The organism is Shewanella salipaludis (genome assembly GCF_012911865.1).
Classification (GTDB): Bacteria; Pseudomonadota; Gammaproteobacteria; order Enterobacterales; family Shewanellaceae; genus Shewanella; species Shewanella salipaludis.
Genome location: NZ_JAAXYH010000002.1, coordinates 301168 through 323539, shown reverse-complemented (window position 1 = coordinate 323539; position 22372 = coordinate 301168). Strand labels below are relative to the sequence as shown.

At 52.8% G+C, this 22372-nt stretch carries 21 protein-coding genes and 1 pseudogene; 17 read left to right on the top strand and 5 right to left on the bottom strand.

Annotation, left to right across the window (positions count from 1 at the left end; all coding sequences use genetic code 11):
- Nucleotides 1–27: 27 nt before the first annotated feature.
- Nucleotides 28–830: pseudogene (locus HC757_RS19015) on the bottom strand (transposase); the annotation flags it as partial.
- Between the two features lie 466 nt (nt 831–1296).
- On the opposite strand from HC757_RS19015, the gene HC757_RS04445 reads away from it, so the two are divergent.
- The 15 genes from HC757_RS04445 (at nt 1297) to HC757_RS04375 (ending at nt 16972) form a co-directional block, all read left to right on the top strand.
- On the top strand, nt 1297–2079 hold the full coding sequence (locus HC757_RS04445; protein ID WP_169563095.1) for a DUF3450 domain-containing protein: 783 nt from the start codon (nt 1297–1299) through the stop codon (nt 2077–2079).
- Complete coding sequence (locus tag HC757_RS04440) at nt 2079–3434, top strand: MotA/TolQ/ExbB proton channel family protein (protein ID WP_169563094.1); 1356 nt, start codon at nt 2079–2081, stop codon at nt 3432–3434. The genes HC757_RS04445 and HC757_RS04440 overlap by 1 nt, the downstream gene beginning before the upstream one ends.
- A complete protein-coding gene (locus tag HC757_RS04435; RefSeq protein WP_169563093.1) occupies nt 3434–3961 on the top strand; it encodes a MotA/TolQ/ExbB proton channel family protein in 528 nt (175 codons plus the stop codon). The genes HC757_RS04440 and HC757_RS04435 overlap by 1 nt, the downstream gene beginning before the upstream one ends.
- 13 nt (nt 3962–3974) lie before the next feature.
- Complete coding sequence (locus HC757_RS04430) at nt 3975–4379, top strand: ExbD/TolR family protein (RefSeq protein WP_169563092.1); 405 nt, start codon at nt 3975–3977, stop codon at nt 4377–4379.
- A gap of 1 nt (nt 4380) precedes the next feature.
- Nucleotides 4381–5001 carry an energy transducer TonB gene (locus HC757_RS04425; RefSeq protein ID WP_169563091.1) on the top strand — a complete coding sequence of 207 codons (621 nt, stop codon included), beginning with the start codon at nt 4381–4383 and terminating at the stop codon, nt 4999–5001.
- A gap of 2 nt (nt 5002–5003) precedes the next feature.
- Nucleotides 5004–6254: a tetratricopeptide repeat protein gene (locus tag HC757_RS04420; RefSeq protein WP_169563090.1), complete on the top strand. Its 1251-nt coding sequence runs from the start codon at nt 5004–5006 to the stop codon at nt 6252–6254.
- A gap of 347 nt (nt 6255–6601) precedes the next feature.
- On the top strand, nt 6602–8440 hold the full coding sequence (locus HC757_RS04415) for a DUF885 domain-containing protein (protein WP_169563089.1): 1839 nt from the start codon (nt 6602–6604) through the stop codon (nt 8438–8440).
- Between the two features lie 145 nt (nt 8441–8585).
- A complete protein-coding gene (locus tag HC757_RS04410; RefSeq protein WP_169563088.1) occupies nt 8586–8864 on the top strand; it encodes a peptidylprolyl isomerase in 279 nt (92 codons plus the stop codon).
- Nucleotides 8865–8934: 70 nt separating this feature from the next.
- A complete protein-coding gene (locus HC757_RS04405) occupies nt 8935–9471 on the top strand; it encodes a GNAT family N-acetyltransferase (RefSeq protein WP_169563087.1) in 537 nt (178 codons plus the stop codon).
- 86 nt (nt 9472–9557) lie between these two features.
- The gene (locus HC757_RS04400) at nt 9558–9791 is read left to right on the top strand and encodes an RNA-binding S4 domain-containing protein (protein WP_342343037.1); all 234 of its coding nucleotides are present in this window, start codon (nt 9558–9560) and stop codon (nt 9789–9791) included.
- Between the two features lie 22 nt (nt 9792–9813).
- Nucleotides 9814–10206, top strand: coding sequence for a ribonuclease E inhibitor RraB (locus HC757_RS04395; protein WP_169563086.1), 393 nt, complete (start codon nt 9814–9816; stop codon nt 10204–10206).
- Nucleotides 10207–10420: 214 nt separating this feature from the next.
- On the top strand, nt 10421–11203 hold the full coding sequence (locus HC757_RS04390) for a TSUP family transporter (protein ID WP_169563333.1): 783 nt from the start codon (nt 10421–10423) through the stop codon (nt 11201–11203).
- A gap of 36 nt (nt 11204–11239) precedes the next feature.
- On the top strand, nt 11240–12382 hold the full coding sequence (locus HC757_RS04385; protein ID WP_169563085.1) for an exonuclease SbcCD subunit D: 1143 nt from the start codon (nt 11240–11242) through the stop codon (nt 12380–12382).
- Entirely contained in the window at nt 12379–15435 is a 3057-nt protein-coding gene (locus HC757_RS04380) for an SbcC/MukB-like Walker B domain-containing protein (protein WP_169563084.1), read from the top strand. Before HC757_RS04385 ends, HC757_RS04380 begins: the two co-directional genes overlap by 4 nt.
- Before the next feature lie 238 nt (nt 15436–15673).
- Nucleotides 15674–16972 carry a peptidoglycan DD-metalloendopeptidase family protein gene (locus HC757_RS04375; RefSeq protein ID WP_425313947.1) on the top strand — a complete coding sequence of 433 codons (1299 nt, stop codon included), beginning with the start codon at nt 15674–15676 and terminating at the stop codon, nt 16970–16972.
- Between the two features lie 75 nt (nt 16973–17047).
- On the opposite strand, the gene HC757_RS04370 is transcribed toward HC757_RS04375, so the two are convergent.
- The 4 genes from HC757_RS04370 to HC757_RS04355 all read right to left on the bottom strand — a co-directional run bounded on the left by HC757_RS04370 (nt 17048) and on the right by HC757_RS04355 (nt 20264).
- Nucleotides 17048–17500, bottom strand: a complete 453-nt coding sequence (locus tag HC757_RS04370; RefSeq protein ID WP_169563083.1) for a hypothetical protein — start codon at nt 17498–17500, stop codon at nt 17048–17050.
- Between the two features lie 149 nt (nt 17501–17649).
- Nucleotides 17650–18165: a M48 metallopeptidase family protein gene (locus HC757_RS04365; protein WP_169563082.1), complete on the bottom strand. Its 516-nt coding sequence runs from the start codon at nt 18163–18165 to the stop codon at nt 17650–17652.
- A gap of 167 nt (nt 18166–18332) precedes the next feature.
- The gene (locus HC757_RS04360; RefSeq protein WP_169563081.1) at nt 18333–18770 is read right to left on the bottom strand and encodes a DUF3010 family protein; all 438 of its coding nucleotides are present in this window, start codon (nt 18768–18770) and stop codon (nt 18333–18335) included.
- Between the two features lie 129 nt (nt 18771–18899).
- Nucleotides 18900–20264, bottom strand: a complete 1365-nt coding sequence (locus HC757_RS04355) for a DEAD/DEAH box helicase (protein WP_169563080.1) — start codon at nt 20262–20264, stop codon at nt 18900–18902.
- Nucleotides 20265–20634: 370 nt separating this feature from the next.
- Between HC757_RS04355 and rssA the strand changes: the two genes are divergently transcribed.
- Nucleotides 20635–21579 (top strand): patatin-like phospholipase RssA, encoded by a 945-nt coding sequence (rssA, locus tag HC757_RS04350; protein WP_169563079.1) that lies wholly within the window; start codon nt 20635–20637, stop codon nt 21577–21579.
- 240 nt (nt 21580–21819) lie between these two features.
- Nucleotides 21820–22176: a YibL family ribosome-associated protein gene (locus tag HC757_RS04345; RefSeq protein ID WP_169563078.1), complete on the top strand. Its 357-nt coding sequence runs from the start codon at nt 21820–21822 to the stop codon at nt 22174–22176.
- Nucleotides 22177–22372 lie beyond the last annotated feature (196 nt).

Here is a 22372-nt window from a genome sequence, read left to right as displayed (position 1 = left end):
AGATAATTCAGTGAGTTATGCGGGCCTATCATAGACTATCGATTGCGGGCGTTGACGCTGTGCTATCAGTTGCTTCAAGAAACGTGATACCTGCTCACCAGAGAGTGACACGTCGGCAAGCTGCCCGATACATTCACGACTGTAGTCATCGACGATATTAAGTACCCGGAAGCGTCTGCCACTTGCCAGTTGATCTGAAACGAAGCCCATCGACCAGCGTTCGTTGATACCATTGGGTAACGATATGGGAATGCGGGGGCGTATCAGCTTCTTACGTTGCTTGGTACGAACCTGGAGGCCCAATTCGGTATACAACCGGTAGGTACGCTTCTTGTTGTCGACCAGGCCTTCCGCCTTGAGCAAACCATGCAGCAGCAAATAACCATAGCGCGGATAGCGCACTGCCAACTCTTTCAAGCGGGATTTCACTGCCTCATCATCCCGAAAAATACCCACATAACGCGTAGCCGTCCTGCTGATGCAAAATAGCAGGTAGGCCCGTCTCTCACTCATGTTGTGTATTGTCTTCGCCAGACTAACCACGGCTTTTTTAGCCGCTGGTGTCACCACTTTTTTGAGACGACATCTTTCAACACGGCATTATCCAACATGGCTTCAGCCAAGAGTTTTTTCAGCTGGCTGTTTTCGCTTTCCAGTTCATTCAGGCGCTTGGCGTCGCTCACCTCCATGCCACCGTATTTGGATTTCCAGCGATAAAAGGTGCCTTGGGCAATGGCGTAACGCCGGCAAATGTCTTCGACCTTGCAACCGGATTCATGCTCCTTGAGGGCACCAATGGTTTGCTCTTCCGTAAAACGTTTCTTCTTCATGGTCAGATCTCCTGGTTACCAGCGTAATTGGAAATGTCAGCAGAATGGATCTGTGGCGCATGGCAGGCGGTATTACGCTAGTATTGTTGTGTAGACAGACGATGGAAAATGAGAACATGCCGTGAGGTGGTTTTTATCATTCGTAATAGGATTGCCTAACCCGATTTTATCGGGATTGGTCGATTAGCAATAGCATTGTTCGAAAATGAGTCGATCGTCTGTTCCCAGTGCTTTTTCCTTCTGGTCCAAGCAGTTTTTGCCCCGCTGAATTGTTGACACAGGTCAACAATTTGTGAAATGATGCCAGCGGGTCTATGCCTGAAAGGGTATAGAAAAGGGAAGGTAAAAACTAACAATCACAAGAGAAAGATGGACTTACTGTACTGGGTTTTCGGGTTAATCTAACCTTGAGGCCTGTTGCTGGTAAGTTAAGCCTTTTTAATTCACTTCAAATTGGTTGGGAACTATGTCCAAGGTAAGCAATAGAACAAAAATCGCTACTGCACTTGTTGGCGCGCTGGCGTTAGCCGGCAGCAACTTAGTGATGGCGGATCCTCTTACCGACGTGCAGAAAGCGGATAGTATGATCCATGCTGATGCTGCAGCGTCGCAGAAGAAAGTCGATAAGTATTTTGACCAAGCACAAGACATGCTCTTCGAGTATGGTTCAGTTGCCGACGAACGCGAGTCGCTGAAATCATACAACGACTATGTCGCTAAGTTGGTTGCAGACCAAGAGTTGTCAATGAAGTCAATTCAAGACGATATCAACGGTGTCGATAAGCTGCGTCAGGGCGTTGTGCCTTTGATGTTCAAGATGGTAGATACGCTTGAACAGTTCGTTAAGCTGGATCTGCCGTTTAACACTCAGGTGCGTACCGAACGTGTCGAGAATTTGAAGAACCTGCTCAATACCGCCGAAGTCACTTTGGCCGAAAAATACCGTCTAATCTTGGATGCTTACAGCATAGAGCGTGAATACGGTAACTTCGTTGCAGTGAACACAGGTAAGCTGAACCTGGATGGTAAAGAAGTGCTGGTTGACTTCTTTAACTTAGGCCGTGTTGCCTTATATGCCCAAAGTCTGGATCAGAAGACTGCCTGGATGTACAGCACAGAAACTAAAGGTTGGGATGAGCTGGACAGTAGCTATCTGCGTGACATCACCAAGGGTATTCGTATAGCCCGTAAACAGGGTGCTCTGGATCTATTCGCGTTACCAATTCCTGCTGCGGAGACTGCACAATAATGAAGAAGTTAATCACTACAGCTGTGTTGGCTGCAAGTTTCTCTTTAACTGCCGGTATGGTAAGTGCGGCCGATGCGCCCAAGTCTATCGACCAATTGCTGCAGCAAGTTAAAGTCGATCGTGCTAACGAGAGCAAGACTAATGCAAAGCGTGAACGCGAATTCCAGAATGAGCGTGGCGATAAGGCAGCTCTGCTGCAAAAAGAAAAGAATGCCCTGGCCGCTGAAAAACAACGCGGTAAAGATCTGAACCAGGCTTTCTTGGATAACGAGCGTAAGATTGCTCAGTTGGAAGAAGATCTGAAAACGGCTCAAGGTGACTTGGGTGAGATGTTTGGTGTGGTTAAAGGTGAAGCAGGTGACTTTGCCGGCAAACTGTACGCTTCGAACATCAGTGCTCAGTACCCTGGCCGTGACAAGTTCATCGCTGATTTGGGTGCACGTAAGCAGTTACCCAAGATTAATGAGCTGGAACGTTTTTGGCAGGAGCAGCTGTTCGAAATGGCTGAATCTGGCAAAGTGGTTAAATTTGAAGGTTCTGTTACCGACATCGATGGCAACGTAGTCAACACTACTATCCACCGCATAGGCACGTTCAACTTGACTGCCGATGGCAAGTACGTTGTTTACAATGCTGATTTAGGCTTAGTACAGCAATTGTCACAACAGCCAGACGGTTATCAGGTTAGTGCGGTTGGCGATTGGGAAGGTATTACTTCGGGGAATGAGAAGTTTTATGTTGACCCTGCCCGTGGTGTGTTGCTGAACATCTTCACCAACAAAGCCAGCTTCGAAGAACGTGTGGAAGCCGGTGGCACTATCGGTTATATCATTATTGCCTTGCTTGCTTTGGGTGCCCTGATTGCCCTTGAGCGTCTGGTGACTCTGACTATCATCGGTGGCAAAGTGAACAGCCAACGTAAGAACGTCAATAACCCAGGTAACAACGCCTTGGGTCGCATTCTGAAAGTCTATCAGGACAACAAAGATGTCGACGTTGAAACCTTAGAGCTGAAGCTTGACGAAGCGATTCTGAAAGAAACGCCAGCGCTGGAATCACGCATCTCTATCATCAAAGTACTGGCTGCCATTGCGCCTATGATGGGTCTGTTGGGTACGGTAACAGGTATGATTGCCACCTTCCAATCGATTCAATTGTTCGGTACTGGCGATCCAAAACTGATGGCCGGTGGTATCTCTATGGCGCTGATCACCACAGTTCAAGGTCTGGTTGCTGCACTGCCATTGATGTTGCTTCATGCAATCGTAGTCGCGCGCAGCAAGTCTATCGTCCAGGTGCTGGAAGAGCAGAGCGCGGGTATCATAGCCGCTCATGCTGAGAAGAGGGCTAACTAATGATGCTATTCCTGATGGATGTTTGGGATTCCGTCAGGGGCTTCATGGCCTCCGGAGGCGATGTCCTCTGGCTTGTCGCGGCAGTGCTGTTTCTTATGTGGGTATTGATGCTTGAGCGCTACTGGTATCTGAATTGGATATCACCAAAGCAACATCAAGCAATTATATCCGAGTGGGAAACCAGAGAGGACACAACCTCTTGGTATGCGCACCGCATCCGTGAAGCTTGGGTATCCCAGGCTAGACAAGATTTGAATGCACGTATGCTGATCATTAAGACCTTAGTGGCAATTTGTCCCATGATAGGTCTGCTGGGTACTGTAACAGGTATGATTTCAGTATTCGATGTGATGGCAGTTCAGGGGACGAGTAATGCTCGTTTGATGGCGGCTGGTATTTCAATGGCAACCATGCCCACTATGGCGGGAATGGTTGCAGCGTTATCCGGAGTATTTTTCAGTACTCGTTTGGATGCGAAAATGAAAATCAGTTTAGAAAAGCTAAAAGACAGCATGCCGCACCACTAGAGAGAGATTGAACATGGCACGTAAAAAGCATTCCAGTGTAGACGAGGAAGCGCAAATTGATATGACTCCGATGCTCGACATCGTGTTTATCATGCTGATCTTCTTCATTGTAACGACATCCTTTGTTAAGCCATCTGGTTTGGACTATAACAAACCTAAGGCCTCACAAGCGACGTCAAAACCATCGGCAAACATCTTTATTGGCGTGAGCAAGACAGGCGTCATCATGATGGAAAACCGTCAGGTTGATATCGAGCGTGTAACAGCAAACGTCGAACGTATGTTGGCTGAAGCACCTGAAGCGGCAGTCTTGATCCAGGCAGACAAAGAGGCTCTCCACGGCTTAGTTGTTAAGGTGTTGGATCAAGTTAAGGCTGCGGGTATCGATAAGATTTCGGTTTCAGCGGGGAACGAGTAATATGCCAAGAGCACTAGTATCTATCATTATTGGTGCTGCTGTGACTTTTGGTCTGTTCTGGTTTATGGCATTTTTGGTTGGAGGTGGCGCACAACGTGGCGACACCTCAACCGAAACGCCAACGATAGAAATAACCATGGACAGACAGGATTCAAAAGCACAGAACAAGCCACGAGTAGTGCCTAAGCCACCACCACCACCGGAGCAACCGCCTAAGCCTGATACGACACCTCCAGATACGTCGTCCAATATCGACACTGGTATGTCGTTTAACATGGGTGGCGTGCAAGCCGGCGGTGTGAGCACAGGCTTTAAGCTGGGTAGCATGATGACGCGCGACGGTGATGCAACGCCTATCGTTCGTATCGAGCCCCAGTATCCAATTGCTGCGGCACGTGACGGTAAAGAAGGCTATGTACAGTTGCGCTTCACCATCAATGAAATGGGTGGGGTCGATGACGTAGAAGTCATTAAAGCCGAACCTAAGCGGTTATTCGATAGGGAAGCCATTCGAGCCCTCAAGAAGTGGAAGTACAAGCCAAAGATCGTTGATGGCAAGCCACTGAAGCAACCTGGTATGACAGTTCAATTGGACTTCACCTTAGACAAAGGAGGCAGATAAAGATGCGTAAAGTTAATCATATCGCAACGGCATTATTGCTCTCTGTCTGTGGTGGCGCATTGGTAGCGGTTTCCGCTGCCAATGCGGCAGAAAAATGTCCGATCGATCAGCGCCAATCCAAGGCTGTGGGTGAGAGTGCGGCTAAGAAGGTGCAGAAGGCTTTCGCAGCCTACACAGAAGGACAGCTGGACGAGGCGATAGCCATTTTGCTCGAGGCCAATGCCAGAAATGACTTCGACAAGGCGTATATTGCCCGTATGTTGGGTAATTTCTATGCCGAAAAAGGTCAGATGGGTACGGCGGTTAAGTATCTCAAGCAAGCCGTCGATGCCGATATTTTAGGCGGTACGGATCATGGTGCGACACTTCGTTTGTACGCAGATTTATTGCTGCAAGAAAAGAAGTTTAAGGAAGCTATTCCTTATTATTACAAGTGGATGGAATTCACTTGTAAGTCGGATGCACAGATCTTTCGCCGCATAGGCATTGCTTATACAGAGCTGAAACAGTGGGATAAAGTCCTGGAAGTAGCCAATAAAGGTATTTCTTTGGCCGAGTCTCCTGATAAGGGCCTGTACCAGATGAAGCTGACTGCTTACTTCAATCAGAAGAAGTATAAAGATGCAGTTAAAGTGCTCGAAGTCATGGTGCCGTTATTCCAGGATGATAAGCGTCTCTGGGTACAGCTGGCTCAGTTCTATCTGATGACAGAAGACTATGACAAGTCACTGGCGACCTATGACTTGGCTTATAAGAATGGTTTCTTGGAAACTGGAGCAAACATCACACGTTTATCTCAGTTGCTGGCCCAGAAAGGCTCGCCTTACAAAGCCGCCAAGATCTATGAAAAGCATCTGCAGTCTGGCTTGATCAAAGAAGATGCCAAAAGTTTCGAAATACTCGCTGGTTTTTACCATAATGCCAAAGAGTTGAAAGAAGCTGCCGAGTATTACGGTAAGGCTGCCGCGATTAATAACGACGGCAAGCTGTACCTGAAGCAAGGGCGTTTGTTGGCTCTGGATCAAAAATATTCTGCTGCCATTCCAGTATTGGAAAAGGCGCTCGACGCAGGATTGGAACATCCAGGTGAAGCGCATTTCGAACTGGCATTGGCTCATCTGAGTCTGAAACAGTATAAGTCTGCTTATCATAGGGCCCAAAAAGCGGCCGATGATAGCAAGACTGCACGTAGTGCCAAGAGCTATATCTCTTATATTAAAGAGAAAGCTCGGATTCACAATGTGACCCTTTGAGTCATGCTCTTCGATGAAAAGCCCCGTAAGGGGCTTTTTTTTACTTAAATTTTTCTGCTTTGTATCCAATTTGTACTCGACTGGCTTGTCGCACTGTTTGCACTTGGTCAAAAAATGCAACCGCATGTGTTTTGCTGTTTCCTGAATAGGGGCTGGCGGATACAATACCGCTCAGCATCGGTTATTGGGTATCTTGGCAGCTCAGAGGTTTGTTCTTAATCTCGAGTGTGCTGCAAATGCTTGAGGAAGGTGGCTTGCAAACATTGAGATCTGAACTCAAACAGACTAACGAGATAGCATAGTGACGAGAGCACGCACTGTCAGCATCAGAACGGAGAATTAAAATAATGAAGATAGGCTTATTGGCTGGAACCTTGACCTTGATATTAGGGCTGCAGGGCTGCTCTAAAACCGACACCAATACACAGGTTCGCCATGAGGATGCAGCTTCAGCTTCAGCTGAGAGTTCAGTGGCTCAGCAGCCGTCGGCCGAGCAAGCTTATCTGACGCTGGTCGATGACTATTTCAAGGATTATTTGAAGCTGGAGCCCCTGTATGCCACCTTCGTCGGGGTGAATGATTATAACGATCAATTCGGCGGTGATTTAACCGAGGCCTATCTCAAGGCTCGCCACGAGCTGAATCAGCACTATTTCGATCAAGTGAGAAAGATAGATTACCGGCAGCTGCCTGAAGCCTTGCAGTTAAGCTACGATATGTTCAGCTATGACAGGGACATGGCGCTAATCGATGAGACCTATCCTGCGCGCTTCATGCCCATGAACCAGTTCTACAGCACAGTGATCACCATGATACAACTGGGCAGTGGCGAAAGTGCCCAGCCGTTCAAGACTGTGACGGATTATGATAACTGGGAATCACGGGTCGACGGCTTTATCGGATGGATTGCCTTATCTCAACAACGGATGAATGAAGGCATTGCCAGTAAAGTGGTGTTGCCTCGGGTATTGGTCGAACGTATCATCCCTCAGTTGGAGGCCCAGTTGGTGGCAACACCGACCGAAAGCATTTTTTATTCTCCCATCAAGGCCTTCCCAGAGGACTTTTCCGAGCAAGATAAGCAAACGCTAACCAGTCAGTATCAAAAGATGATCGGCGAGCGTCTCCTTCCCGCGTTGGCGCAGTTGAGGGATTACTTCAAGAATACCTACTTAGCCGAAGCGCGTGCCACAGATGGCTGGTCCGGTTTGCCCAATGGCAAGGCTTGGTATCAGCAGCTGGCCAACTCCCATACCACCACGAAGATGCCGGTCGATGAAATACATCAGATCGGCCTGGGTGAAGTGTCCCGAATTCGGAGTGAAATGGATAAGGTCCGTCAGCAGGTCGGGTTTCAAGGGGATTTGAAGGCGTTTTTCGCTTCATTGTCATCCGAACCACAATATTTCTTCGCTGACCGTCAAGGCTTGATCGACGGCTACATGCAGCTTAAAGACAAGATTAATCGTGTTCTGCCCAAGTATTTCAACGCGATGCCGAAAGCCGATTATGTGGTTAAACCGGTCGAGAGTTTCCGCGAGCAGTCTGCCGCTGGGGCATCATACGAATCACCGGCGGTGGACGGTTCACGTCCGGGTGTCTTCTATATCAATACTTTCAACTTGAAGGCACAGCCTAAGTGGGGCATGACCACCCTGTCATTGCACGAAGCGGCGCCTGGACATCACTTCCAGATAGCCATCAAGCAAGAGCTCACCGGGGTGCCTGAGTTCCAGCGTTTCAGTGGTTATACCGCGTTTGAGGAAGGCTGGGCCCTATATTCAGAGTATCTGGGCATCGAAATGGGATTGTTCAGCGATCCATACCAGTATTTTGGTAAGTTATCCGATGAGATGCTGCGGGCGATGCGTCTGGTAGTGGACACAGGTTTGCATGCCAAGGGCTGGAGTCGTGAGCAGGCGATCCAGTACATGAAAGATAACTCCCCCATGGCCGAGAGCGACATCATAGCCGAGGTTGAGCGCTACATGGCGATACCCGGGCAGGCGCTCTCATACAAGGTGGGGCAGTTGAAGATATTGGCGTTGCGTGCCAGAGCCGAAGCGGCGCTGGGGGACAAGTTCGATATTAAGGCATTCCACGACGAGATCTTAACCTCTGGCTCTCTGCCTTTGGCCGTGATGGAGAAGAAGATCGACCGTTGGATTGCCAAGACCCAAGCCTAATCGTTATTTAACCGCCTGCATTGGCGGTTTTTGGGCTTTGTTATTTAATGAATTTTTTTTATACTCGTAACTCGTTAATCCAAGAGTCTCTGGCTGTGGATTAATACTTAAGGAAACGAGTCCGGGTTAATACAGGAGTAATACCATGGTTCAGGCAACCGCAAGACATTTGTTAGTGAGCACTCAGGAACAATGTGAAGAGTTAAAGTTGCAGATAGCCGATGGCGCCGATTTTGCGCAACTTGCCAAGGCACACTCATCGTGTCCATCCGGTGCCCAAGGCGGCGAATTAGGCTCTTTCGGCCCAGGGATGATGGTGAAGGAATTTGACGAGGTGGTGTTCAGTGCACCTCTGAATCAGGTTCAGGGACCGGTGAAGACCCAGTTTGGTTATCACTTGCTGGAAGTGACCAGCCGGGACTGAGTTGACTCAGTATGATGACACGGCAGCCGAGGCTGCCGTTTTTCATTGCAGGAGGAGTGCAGGAGGCGTCATGATTGAACTCTACAGTGACAGATTAAGACTCAGATGTTTGCGGGATGAGGATTGGCCGGCGTTTCTCTATGTCCACCAAGATCCGGACATCAATCGTTATGTGCGCCAACCGGAAACCGACGCCAACATCAGGAGCAAGTTCGAGCAGCGCAGTCAACCCTGGGTTTATGGGGCCGGTGAATGGTTAACCCTGGTGATTGAAGAGATAAATTCGCAGCAAATAATAGGTTTCACAGGACTATACTGCCAGGACTTCGCCCTGGCTCATGCCGAAGTAGGCTACCTGTTACTGCCACAGGCCTATGGCAAGGGCTATGCGACCGAGAGTCTCAGGGCCGTGATAGATTGGGCTTGTCTGTCGTTCGATGTGCATAAGTTTATCGGTCATTGTGCCCAAGACAATAAGGCGTCGGCGCGGGTGCTGGAGAAATGCGGTTTTCAACTGGAAGGTATTCTGAGGCATAACTTCAAGATAGGCGATGTCTGGATAGACGATTGCGCCTACGGTCTGTTGGCCGAGGAAAGGTTGCTCTGAAGCTATTTATCTTCCTCATGCAGCCAAACTTACTGGTATAATGACCGGAGTTTTCTTTAACAGGCGTTAAACCAGTGACCACTCAAGTGACAAAGCAAGTCCCGTTATTTCCCCTGCATGCCGGGGACGAATATGTAGAGTTATACAAAGTATTGAAAGTGCAGGGCATGAGTAACGGCGGCGGTGAGGCTAAACATGTGATTGCCGAAGGTTTGGTCACAGTCAATGGCGAAGTCGAAACCCGTAAGCGCAAGAAACTTATCCCAGGTGATCTGGTTGCCTTCAATGGCGAGTCAGTGCAAATAGTAGCGGCTGAATAAGCCAGAGTATATGGAGCAAACAATGCAATTCCCAGATGATGATAACGGTCAAATGCTGGCGGCCATGGCCGATGCGGGTATCGATCTCAGCCAGGCACTGGATGTCGATTTCTTTTTGGTGTTCGATGATCAGCGTGATGCCGAATCCGCCCTCGAAGCCCTGTCAGGCTCTGAGCCTGAGGGTGAGCTGGAAATCAACTTCAGTGAGGAACTCGGCAAGTGGGAACTGATCGTCAGCCTGAACATGGTGCCCGAGTATGCTGCCATTGTGGCCGAGGAGACCCGCCTGAATGATTTCGCCGCCGAGTTTGATGGCATGACAGATGGCTGGGGCGTGATGCAACATCAAGAAGGTGATGACGAGTTCGCCGACCATGAACATGGCGAAGATTGCGACGACAGCTGTCAGCACTGATAGCCATTCGCTGAAAACCACCCCAGGGTGGTTTTTTTATGTTGGCGCCAAGCGTGTACCCCTCAGCCCAGGCCGCTCCTTGCCGATAGCCGGCAGATGGGTTGCATCAGCCGGCTTAAGTCATATTTAATAAACACTTGTAGGCTTCAGGTCTTTGCAATTGAGTGGCAAAGAGCGTTTAATGCCGTTACTCGTTACCCTTGAAAATAATCCTATGCTATTTGAACTCACACTACAGCTTGCGCTGATCCTCTTCGCTGTCGCCCTGGTGGCGGGGTTTATCGATGCCATCGCCGGCGGCGGAGGTCTCTTGACCATACCCGCCCTCATGTGGGCGGGGCTGACCCCCACGGCGGCACTTGGGACCAATAAGTTACAGGCCTGTGGTGGCAGCTTCTTCGCCAGCCTCTATTTTGTCCGCAAGGGATTGGTGGATCTCAAGCAGATCAAACTGGCCTTGAGCTGTGCTTTCCTCGGAGCGGCCCTCGGCACTGTGCTGGTACAGCGGATAGATGTGAAGGTGCTGGAATTCCTGCTGCCCTTTCTCATATTGGCCATAGGCTGCTATTTCCTGTTCTCGAAGAAAATCAGTGAGGAAGACCGTCACAGGGTGCTCACGCCCGGGGTATTTGCCTTCACCGCCGCCTTGGGTGTCGGTTTCTACGATGGCTTCTTCGGTCCAGGCACCGGCAGTTTCTTCGCCCTGGCCTTCGTCTCGCTGGCAGGATTTGGTTTGGCCAAGGCCACTGCGCATGCCAAGTTACTGAATTTTTCGACCAATGTTGCCTCGCTGGTCTTCTTCGCCCTCGGCGGCAAAGTGGTATGGTTGCTGGGATTATTGATGCTGGCCGGTCAGGCGATAGGAGCCACCTTAGGCTCCAGGTTAGTGATCACCAAGGGGACTAAGATCATCAAGCCCCTGGTGGTTATCATGTCGCTGTCCATGAGTGTCAAGTTGCTCTCGAGTCAGTACGATCTCTGGTTTTGGTTGCCCTAGTGGCAGTCGCATTCTCTCTAACTAAGATGAGTCACGATGAAATTTATCCACACCTCGGATTGGCACATAGGTCGCCAGCTGCATAACCAGAGTCTGCTCGATGATCAGGCCCATGTCCTGGGGCAGCTGGTCGATTTGGCCGCCGAACATGAGGTCGATGCGGTGATCATCGCCGGTGATATCTACGATCGCTCCATTCCGCCAGCCAGTGCCGTCGCCTTGCTCGATGAGGTGATTCATCGTCTGGTGCATGACTTGAAGGTGACGGTGATCATGATTGCCGGCAACCATGACGGCCATGAAAGACTGGCGTTCGCTGCGCGGCAGATGGCGGATAGCGGGCTGCACATCATAGGGCCACTGGCTAGGGATATAACCCCGATACGACTCGATGGCAAGCGAGGCGGCGCCGTTTTCTATGGGTTGCCCTATGCAGATCCTGCGACCGTGAGGCAGGTATTCCAAGCCGATGTCGGCAGCCATGAAGAGGCGATGGGCGTGTTGCTGGCGGCTGTGACTGCCCATGACAGCCAAGGCCTGCCCAAGGTGGTCATCAGTCATTGTTTCCTCGATGGCGGCAGTGAGTCTGAGTCTGAGCGGCCGTTGAGCATAGGCGGAGCAGACAGGATTTCACCTCAGCTATTTGCCGGCTTCGACTATGTGGCCCTGGGGCATTTACATGGCCCCCAGTACAAGGGGGCGGAGCATATCAGGTACTCAGGCTCCATTCTCAAATACTCTTTCAGCGAACAGCTGCAGAAGAAATCCGTCACCCTTGTCGAGTTTGATGACCAGAACCGGCCTCAAATCAGCTTGTTGCCGCTGTCGTCGCTGCATGATGTACGCATCCTCGAGGGCGAGCTCGAGTCCTTGCTGGCCGCGGGGAAAAGCGACCCTCATCATGAGGATTATCTCATGGTGAGATTGCTGGATCGGCATGCCATCCTCGATGCCATGGGTAAGCTGCGCGCCGTCTATCCTAACGTGCTGCATCTGGAGCGCACCGGCCTGATGGCAGACAAGCCCAACCTGGAGTTGAGCCGCGAGCATATCAAGAAGGGGGAGCTGGACATGTTCAGCGACTTTTTCTCCCAGGTATCCGGCGAGCCCATGAGTCAGGCGCAGCGTGAGTCAATGGTGGGTTTCATCGATGAATTGCATAAGGGAGAGCAAGTATGAGACCGCTATCTCTGTCCATGTCGGCCTTCGGCCCCTTCGCCGGCACCCAGGTTACCGACTTCTCGGCGCTGGGAAGCAACCCGCTATTTTTGATCAATGGTCCCACGGGAGCCGGCAAGACGAGCCTGCTCGATGCCATTTGTTTTGCCCTGTATGGCAAAACCACGGGAGATGAAAGGGAAGGCAGCCAGATGCGCTGCGATCTTGCCGATGATGCCTTGCTGACGGAGGTCAGCTTCAGCTTCGCATTGGGCACCAGCAGCTATAGGATCCGCCGGGTGCCAGAGCAAGCGAGGCTGAAGAAGAGCGGCGACGGCTACACTGTGCACAAGCCCGAGGCCCAGCTGTATAAGATCGACAGCGAGGGTACTGAGACACTGTTAGTCGCCAGCAAGGTCTCAGAAGCCACGGCCGAAATCGAGCAACTCACAGGGCTGGATGCAGATCAATTCAGGCAGGTCATGGTCTTGCCCCAGGGAAAATTCCGTGAACTCTTGATGGCTGACTCTAAAGACAGAGAAAAAATATTCAGCCAGTTATTCCAAACCCAGATCTACCGCAGGATAGAAGACAAGCTCAAGTTTCAGGCCGCGGAGATCCGCACTCAGGTCAGGGAGCAGCGCAGCCGCCGCGATGGTATCTTGCAGAGTGCTGAGTTAACGTCCGCCGAAGAGCTGCTCATTCAGCTCGCCACTGTCGAATCCGAACTCCTGTCGGCCCAGGGTGCCAAGGAACAGGCGACCGAGGCGCAGCAAGCTGTCGCTAAGGCAGTTGATGCCGCGCAGCACCTGCTGCTGGAATTCGAGCAGCTGGCCAAGCTGGAGCAAGAGGCCCAGAGTTTGGCGGCGCAGCAGACGCACATCACAGCCAAGTCACAGCAACTCGCATTGGCCACACAGGCGCAGCGTCTCAAGCCGCTGTGGGAGCTATTCCTCACTCGGGAAACTGAATTCAGGGCCGCCGCAGACAAGCTGCTCCAATGCCGGGATTCACTGGCAAAGGCTCGGGTGCAGAAGCAGGAAGCCGATACCCGGGCCCAACATTTGCCGGCACTAGAGCAAGAGTTGTTACAGCATGAGCAGCAAAAACAGTCCTTGAATGCCTTGGTGTCAGAGCTCGCCGAGTTCACCAAGCTCAAGCAAGGGCTGGTTTCGGCGCAAGGCGAGTTGGATCAGGCCAAGGCGCAGGGGATGGCGGGTAAAGCCGAACTGGAAAAACTTCAGCTGCAGCGCGGTGAGCATGAAACCTTACTGCCTCAACTGCAGCAACAAAGCGACACCCGGCTGCATTTGCAGCAAGCCCTGAGTCAGCAGCAACAGCTGCTCGCGCGTTATCAGCAATGGCAGCAAGTCTCGGCGAAAGTGGAGCAAACCCAGGCGCAGCTAACCCAGGCGGGGGCAGAGGGCCAAACCCTCGCCGCCCAGCATCGGCAAGCACAGACAGGCTATAAAGCGCTGCAGCTGGCTTGGCACCAAGGCCAGGCGGCAATTTTGGCGCGTGAATTGCGCGCCGCAGAGCCATGTCCTGTCTGTGGCAGTGAGCTGCATCCGCATCCGGCCACATGGCATGAGGCCTTGCCGACCGAGGAAGCATTGCAGGCGGCCGAGCAGGCCCAAAGCCATGCCCAAGAAGCCCTGGCTAAAGCCAGAGCCGATTACAAGGGCTTGCAGAAACAGCTGGAGACCTTGCAACAACAGGCCGATGAGTTGGCCCAGTCATTGGGTGAGGTGCAGCATCTTGGACTGGCCGAACTCAGCCATGAGGCCGAGCGGCTGCAGCAAGCGGTGCATGCGGCCGAGCAGGCGAGTCGCAGCTTGCAACAGTTGCAAAATCAAATCAAAGTCTTGCAGCAGCAAGAGACGGGGCTGAGTGAAAGCCTGGAGCGCGATCGCGATCGATATCAACAGTTACATTCCCGGGTAGACACGTTGCTGGGCCAGTTGGCGCAGAAGGAAAAAACCGTACCGCTCGAGTTTCGTACCCGCGAAGCCCTGGAAGTGGCGATAGCCGAAAACCGGCAAGGGCTCGAGGCCCTGAAACAGCAAATAGCACAGACCAGAGCCGGGCAGCAGCAGGCGAGTCAGCACTTTGTCGCCACCGAGGCGGCGACGGGCGCGGCGGAGCAAGCGCGTGATGCGGCCGATGAACAGCAAACCCAAGCGCAACAAACCCTGGTCGCCCGACTGACTGAGGCGGGGTTCACTGACCAACAGGCCTTGCACTCTGCCATGCTGGATGACGCCGGGATGCAGGCACTGGCGGGCGAGATTGACGCTTACCAGCAGCAGAGTGCACTCAATGGGGCACAGATGGCCCAGTTAACGGCCAGACTCGATGAGCGAGTGATGCCGGACGTGGCGCAATTGGAACTCAGACTCGAGCAGAGCCGGCAGCACTTGGCGCAGATGGAGCAGGCCTGGCAAGCACTGCATACCCGCAGCAGCTTACTCAAGCAAACCCAGACTCAATTGCATATCGCCGATGGCAAGGTCAAAATCCTGGAAGATCAATATGGCGTCATAGGCACGCTGGCGGATGTCGCCAATGGCAACACGGGCAATAAGATCAGTTTGCAGCGTTTCGTGCTCAGCGTCCTGCTCGACGATGTCTTGCTCGAAGCCAGCCATAGATTGCAGCTGATGAGCAAGGGCCGCTATCGTTTATTGCGCAAGGAGGACAGGGCCAAGGGGAATAAGGCTTCCGGGTTGGAGTTGGAGGTCGAGGATGCCTACACCTCCAAGGTGCGGCCGGTGGCGACCCTGAGCGGTGGCGAAAGCTTCATGGCGGCCCTGTCGATGGCATTGGGCTTATCCGAGGTGGTGCAGGCCTATGCCGGCGGCATCAAACTCGATACCCTGTTCATCGATGAAGGCTTCGGCAGTCTGGATCAGGACTCCCTGGACTTGGCCATTCGCACCCTGATGGATCTGCAGTCGTCCGGACGTATGATTGGGGTCATTTCCCATGTTTCTGAGATGAAGGAACAGATAGCGACTCGGATTGACATACATAAGACCTCCCTGGGCAGTGAGATAAGCCTGGTGTTGCCTTGAGCCGAATCTGAATAAAATTAAGCTATTACAGCCGAATATGCTGGAGATTGACCGTGAGTGGCGGATATCGGCGGCTGGGTGCATTAATGTTAACTTCCTTAAAGAAGATTAATCTTGTTTGTGATTGGAAATTTATTTGTTATAACTTGGCGCTGGCCCCGGTTTGAGAGGGCTGTCGGGACAGCGTTGGCTTGGCGCCGGGCGGATAGGGTTATTTCTTGAGATAAGGGTGCAAGGTTTGCAAACGAGTAAAATTTCACGCTTCGACATGTCGCAGAGAATGTCGCTATCCGCTCTACAGAACTTGCCCCTGCTCCATAGAAAACTCCTGCTGATGACTGTTTTTTTGGTCGCTGCCGCACTCTTATGGCCATCCCCCAGGGAAATGAAACCGCAACGCATTCCTGTCCCCCTGGATATTGAAAGCCTGTTACCTCAGTCGTCGGCACAAGCCGAACCCATTAGCGCGGAAACGAGACCGCATCTGGAGCATCTGATAGTCGGCGGTGATACCCTGAGCGGGCTCTTTGAGAAGGCCGGGGTCGATCAGCAGACCATGTACCGGGTGCTCGAGGCGGATCTGAATGTGCTGGCATTGGATACCCTGCAACCCGGCAACCGCATCACCTTCTGGCTGGACCCTCAGGGGCAGCTGCAGCAGCTGGAACTGTATTTCAATGCCGCCAGACAAGTGGTTTTCAGTCGCTTCGACGATGGCAGCTTCAACGTCGAGGAGCTCAATGTCGATGGCGTATGGCAGAGCCGGATCGTCAGCGGCGAGATCCAAGGATCATTTTACCTCTCGGCGCAGAAGATGGGCCTGAATGCCGCCGAGATCCAACGTATCGAAGGCCTGCTCAAGGAGAAGCTGAATTTTTCCCGGGATCTGCGCGCCGGTGACAGGTTTTCCGTGTTGGTGAACGATCAGTATGTTGAGGGCGAATCGACAGGCAACAGCCAAATCTTGGGCATAGAAATTCATAATGGCCGTCGCGACATCACGGCATTCCAATACACGGACGGTAACTTCTACGACGAGCTGGGCCAGAGCCTGGCCAGGGCATTCCAACGCACGCCGTTGGCGAAGCAATATCGTCTGAGCTCGCGTTATAACCCCTATCGTAAACACCCGGTCACGGGGCGAACCTCACCCCATAACGGCACAGATTTCGCTACTCCCATAGGCACCAAGGTGGTCGCGCCGGGCGATGGCGTGGTGGTACTGGTCACAGATCATCCCTATGCGGGTAAGTATATCGTCATAGAGCATGGCAATAAGTACCGTACCCGTTATCTGCATTTGTCCAAGAGCCTGGTGCGCAAGGGCCAGAGGGTGGCTCGGGGCCAAGTTATCGCCCTGAGCGGCAACACGGGGCGCACGACCGGACCCCATCTGCATTATGAATTCCATATCAACGGCAGACCTGTAGATCCAATGAAGGCCAATATCCCCATGGCGAGCCAGTTATCCAGGCAGGAACTGGCTGAGTTTACATCTCAGATCCGCAGTCGCCGCATGATGATGGATCTTGGCTGAGTTGGGTGCCCGGGACAGACTAAAAAGGCCTTTAAGCTAAGCTTAAAGGCCTTTTTAGTCTCGATTGCGCATGGATCAGCTCGCCCTGGAGCCGGCCGCAGCCTTGAGGGCACACTTGCATAAGCCGCCACTGAGCGCCGGACAAGCACCACAGGGGGAGGCCTTCAACGGCAGCAGGGCAAAACTGCGGCCATTATGCCTGGGCTTCAGGGTGGCGACCCGGGCCTCCAATCTCGGGGCCGACTGGCGCTTCAGCAGCGCTTTGGCCAAGGCTTTCAGTCTCTGCTTGAGTCGCTTTTTCTTGCCAAGCTCATGCCGGGTAAGGCCAATGGCGTCGTTGGCCAGAGCCGTCAGCATAGCCGCCGAAAGCCCCTTGATCCCCTGCTTGGTGTCTTGCTTGATGGCTTGTTTATGTTTCGATTTGATGCCATCTTGCATCTGAGAGTGGTGTTTTTTCCACTGACGAACCCATGCCTTCCTGGCGTGTTTACGGCATAGCTGCTGCAGACGTTTCTCGGGCTTGGCCATAGCCGCCTTCTCGTGCTGTGATGGGAATGGTCGATATTCTAAATGAAAACCATTATCAGTCAAGCGTCTTACCGGCTTGAGGATAAGGGATGGAAGTAGAGGGAAGGGGATGTTGGTTCAGGCCTGTCTGCGCGGCATAGGCGCGGGACTCAGGCCATGGCTTGATAGGGACACTGAGCCGCGTTGACACAGGTGAGATAGAGACGCAAGTCAAACTCGAGTTGGTGATAGTCCGGCAGCATATGAGTGCAAAGCTGGTAGAACGCCTTATTATGTTCCTTCTCTCTGAGGTGCGCCAATTCATGCACTACCACCATCTTCAGCAGCGGTTCAGGCACACGTTTCAACTTGGATGAGATGCGGATTTCATTCTTGGCCTTGAGCTTGCGCCCCTGAATTCTGGCGACATAGGAGTGCAACCCCAATGCCTGGTGACTCAGGCTGATCTTGTCATCGAAAATCACCTTGGATACAGGTTGTGATTGGCGCAGGTAACTCTGTTTGAGCGCCTGGCTGTAGTCATAGAGCGCCTTGTCCGAGCGAATGTCGTGCAGGCTGGGATAGCGCCGCAGCAGCACTTGCCCCAGGGTGCCGGCATCGACCAGGCTCTGGACTTGTTGCACTATATCGCTACTGTAGCATGCCAAATATTTGAGTGGTTGCATTGGGTCCGGACGTGAGTTGGGGGCTTGAGTTGTATGTTGAGTCGCTGTCTTCGACCCGGCGCCTTGGCTTGTGAGGCATTTTGGCTCGAGAGAGTGCTTTGGCTTGTGGGGCATTAGCCATTAACCGGGAAGCCAAGCACCCGAGGCGAACCTCGGGTGCCACCGGCTCATGCTTTGCCGAAAATACGGCGATTATGATGGGCGTAGGCGGCGTCGAAGGCGGCTTGCTGGACCTTCTTCAAGTCCAGGCTGTCGAAATCGACCTGAGGCGGATTACGCTTCAGCTGCTCTTTAATCACCACGGGTGAGAGCAATGCCACCGGCAGCTCGGTGAGTTGAATGGCGGCTTCGAGCTTGAAGCTGGTGGCGCTGCCGGCGAGCTTACCTTTTTGCTCACGCTCTATGATGACGATTTCATCGACCTTGTAGTCTTGCATCAGCTTATGAAAGGCGAAATGAAATTCACGCATCGCTTCCGTCGTGGCAGACTGGGAAACGCTGAAGGAGACCTTACGGCACTCGGGCACGTTGAAGGTCTCACCTTCGTAGCTCAACAAGCTGATGATGGCTTCGCCACCTTTCAATTCAACACCACAGACTCTCATGTTACACCTTAAAAATATCGATAATGGCGCTATTGTAGCGGGAAAAACATCGAGGAACAGTGTTTCCCTGCTTAGCGGTTAAATTAATTTCATCTCGGCCCCAGGCTGCAGCAGCCACAGGAGGCGCCGCTACTCGGCGTCGTTTTCCTGCCCTTCTTCGGCTTGAAAAGCCTGTTGGGCCTTGGCCTTTCTGCGCATTGGGGCATCACCCACGTCGACCCCGGTGATGAAGCGTCTGTCCCGTGAGGGGGCGGCCTTATTGGCTTGGGTCGCGGCCTTGGGCTGCTTGAGCGGCTTATGGATTTTAGCCGTGTTTTTCGCGCTGGCGGATTTTTTCTCTTTCAAACCGCTGAACTTGGCTTTCAATCCTTCCAAGACACTGAACTCGAAGGTCTTGCGCAAGAAGACTTGTACCTTCTTGAAGTTGTCCCAATCTTTAGGGCCGACCAGTGAGATGGCATCGCCCTTGGCGCCGGCGCGACCTGTGCGGCCAATTCTGTGGACATATTCTTCGGCAAACTTGGGCATGTCGAAGTTGACGACCAGAGACACATTGAGCAGGTCCAGTCCCCTGGATGCCACGTCCGTGGTGACCAGGATCTGTTGTTGGCCCCGGCTGAACTGATCCATGATCTGGTTGCGGGCCGTCTGTTTCAAATCGCCGCTCAATGCGGCGGTCACAAAGCCCTGACTCGACAGTTTAGTCGCCAGCCGCTCGGTATCGGCGCGGGTCGCGGTGAAGATGATCACCTGCTTCTGCTGTTCATCGCTCAGTATCTTGCTGAGGACGGCTTCCTTATGATCCAAGTGATCGCAGAGGAAGATCCGTTGATGAATATCCAGATGTTCTGCGTGGGAGGCGCCAATGGCAACATGAACCGGATTTTTCAGCAGGGTGGCGGCGATATCGTTGATTTCTTCATGATCCAAGGTGGCAGAGAACATCAGGGTCTGGCGGCGTTTATGATCTGCTGCTTCACTTATGGCCTTCAACTGCGGCGCGAAGCCCAGATCCAGCATACGGTCCGCTTCATCCAGGACTAACAGTTCCAAACCATTGAGGAACAAGTGTTTCTGCTGTAAATGATCTGCGATGCGTCCGGGCGTAGCGACGATGAAGTGCGGTTCCCTGGCCAGGGCCTTGGCCTGGTCGTTGAAGTTCTCACCGCCCAATACACTGATGGCCTTGTATTGGGTGTTGGCGACCAAGAGGCGTAATTGGCTGTAGACTTGATGGGCGAGTTCCCGGGTAGGCAGCAAGATCAATACCCTGGGATCTCTCTTGCTCAAGGCGCGGGTCGAAATCACTCTTTGCATTGCCGGCAACAAAAACGCCAGGGTCTTACCCGAGCCCGTCTTGGACGAGGCCATCAAGTCTTTACCTGCCAATGCGACGGGCAGCGCCTGTTGCTGGATCTCTGTCGGGGCAGTGATCCCCATGTGCTTAAGGCTCTGTAACAGACGAGTGTCCAGCGAAAATTCGGTAAATTGCAAAGAGAGTGCTCCTGGATAAAATGGACGGCCATTATAGCGTGCTTTTGGCCGGCGGCCATGCATTGGGTGACTGAGAGGGCAACTTTTGCTGCAGAATGGACTTAAGCTGGCCAATAAGCCGTCTGTTGCGGCCATATTTTGCGTGACGGCCTCGGGGAAGATGCCATGAGGCGTTAAGCCATGCCGGGCACCAGGGGGAGCTTTTATAGTATATTAACTGAACCTGCGCTTTGGATGTTATTAAGGTATTGATTACTACCGGGTGCGGCGGCGAGCCATGGGGCAATGACCAGGGCGTATTGATACCTGGGACGAGCAAGAACCTCAGATTGCAGCCAAGACGAGTATCGTTTGAAAGGGGATAAAGAAAATGAAGAAGAAGGCTTCCCCGAGTGTCGGGATCGCGCTGGGCAGTGGTGCCGCCAAAGGCTGGGCGCATATTGGGGTGTTAAATGGCTTGGCAGAGCTGGGCATCAAGCCGGATAAGGTGGCGGGTTGCAGCATAGGCGCCTTAGTGGGCGCCGCCTATGCCAACGACCAGCTGGCGGATTTGGAGCAATGGGTGCGCGGCTTTTCCAGTTGGGACGTGCTGGGGATGATGGATCTCAGTTGGCGCAAGGGGGGGCTTATTGGCGGTGACAAAGTCTTCGATATGCTGCAGGAGCGCATGGGGGAAATGTCCATCGAACAGATGAAGAAGCCATTCATCGCGGTGGCGACAGATCTGTATTCGGGTCAGGAGATTTGGTTCCAGCGTGGCGATCTGCGCCAGGCCGTCAGGGCCTCCTGTTCCATGCCGGGCATCTTGTCACCTGTTGCACTGGGCGGGCGTTGGTTGGTCGATGGTGCGGTCGTCAATCCTATTCCTGTTTCCGTCTGCCGGGCGATGGAGGTCGATATCGTCATAGCCGTGGATCTCAACGGCCAGCGCCGTGGTCGCCTGCAGGTGTTGCCGGTAGACATGACCAGCAGCAAGCCTTCGGAGGAGGAAGAAGTGCTGGCCAAGGTGCAGCAGGATTTGGGCTTCATGGATCTGCTGGCCCGCGGGCGGGACTATCTATCCAATCTGAGCTACAAGTTTTCATTGGGCACCAAGTCGAACCCCGGCATGCTGGCCGTGATGTCGCAATCCATGGAGATTTTAGAGCAACGCCATAAACGTGCGCGTCTGATGGGCGATCCGCCGGACATCTTCATATTGCCGGACCTGGGCGACATAGGCACCATGGAGTTCCACCGTGCCGGTGAGGCGATTGACGCGGGGGAGAAGGCGGTCAAGGAAGTGGCTCATCTATTGGCTGCGGCCTTGGAATGATCACCTGGCGACTTGCCGCTCGATTCAAGTCGGGCCCCGCAGTTGGGTAGAGGGCGCAGGCTGCAGCCTGGGGCACTTGTCATCCAGGTCAGGGTTCTTGCGACAGATCATTCATTATCTTGAGGAAAAGCGGTAACGAGGATCGCACACTTGCTGCTATAATCTCTGACCTTGACACAGAGTTTCAGGCCAAGTGCCGAACTATGACTGTGGCTGACATAGGTAATTTAAGGTAACAGCATGAATTTAAAGCAGGAGCTGCAACAGCTCAACGACAAATTAGATAAGTTTCGTCGCAAATTGGCTGCGGCAGAGCTGCGGGGCGATGCGGCCATCATAGCGCAGTTTAAGCGGGAAATTGCCGCCGTCACTAAGCAGATTGCCAGCGTGAAAGGCCAGCATACCCGGGTACTGAGCAAGCAGGGCACAGAAGTGAAGGCCTTGGCTTTCCACCGGGCCCTGACCAAAGCCGAGCAGGCCGACATGGGCAAGTTGAAAAAGTCGGTCAAAGGTCTGATAGTGGTCCATCCCATGACGGCGTTGGGACGTGAAATGGGTGTGACTGTGGTGACTGGCTACGCCCCGAGCGCCTTCTGATATTTGTTATACGAGTTTGATATGAGTCCGGAGCCAACCCTGTGGGGTAAAATACCGGCATCATAGCGGCCGACCAGGGCAACAGCTGCCTCGGCCAAGCTTGAAACGAGAGCGAGTAACCTATCGAGTCCGGGTCATGGCGCGCATCCTAGCTCAAGCCGATGTTCCAGGTATCGATGGCTTTGGCGTCCGCAGA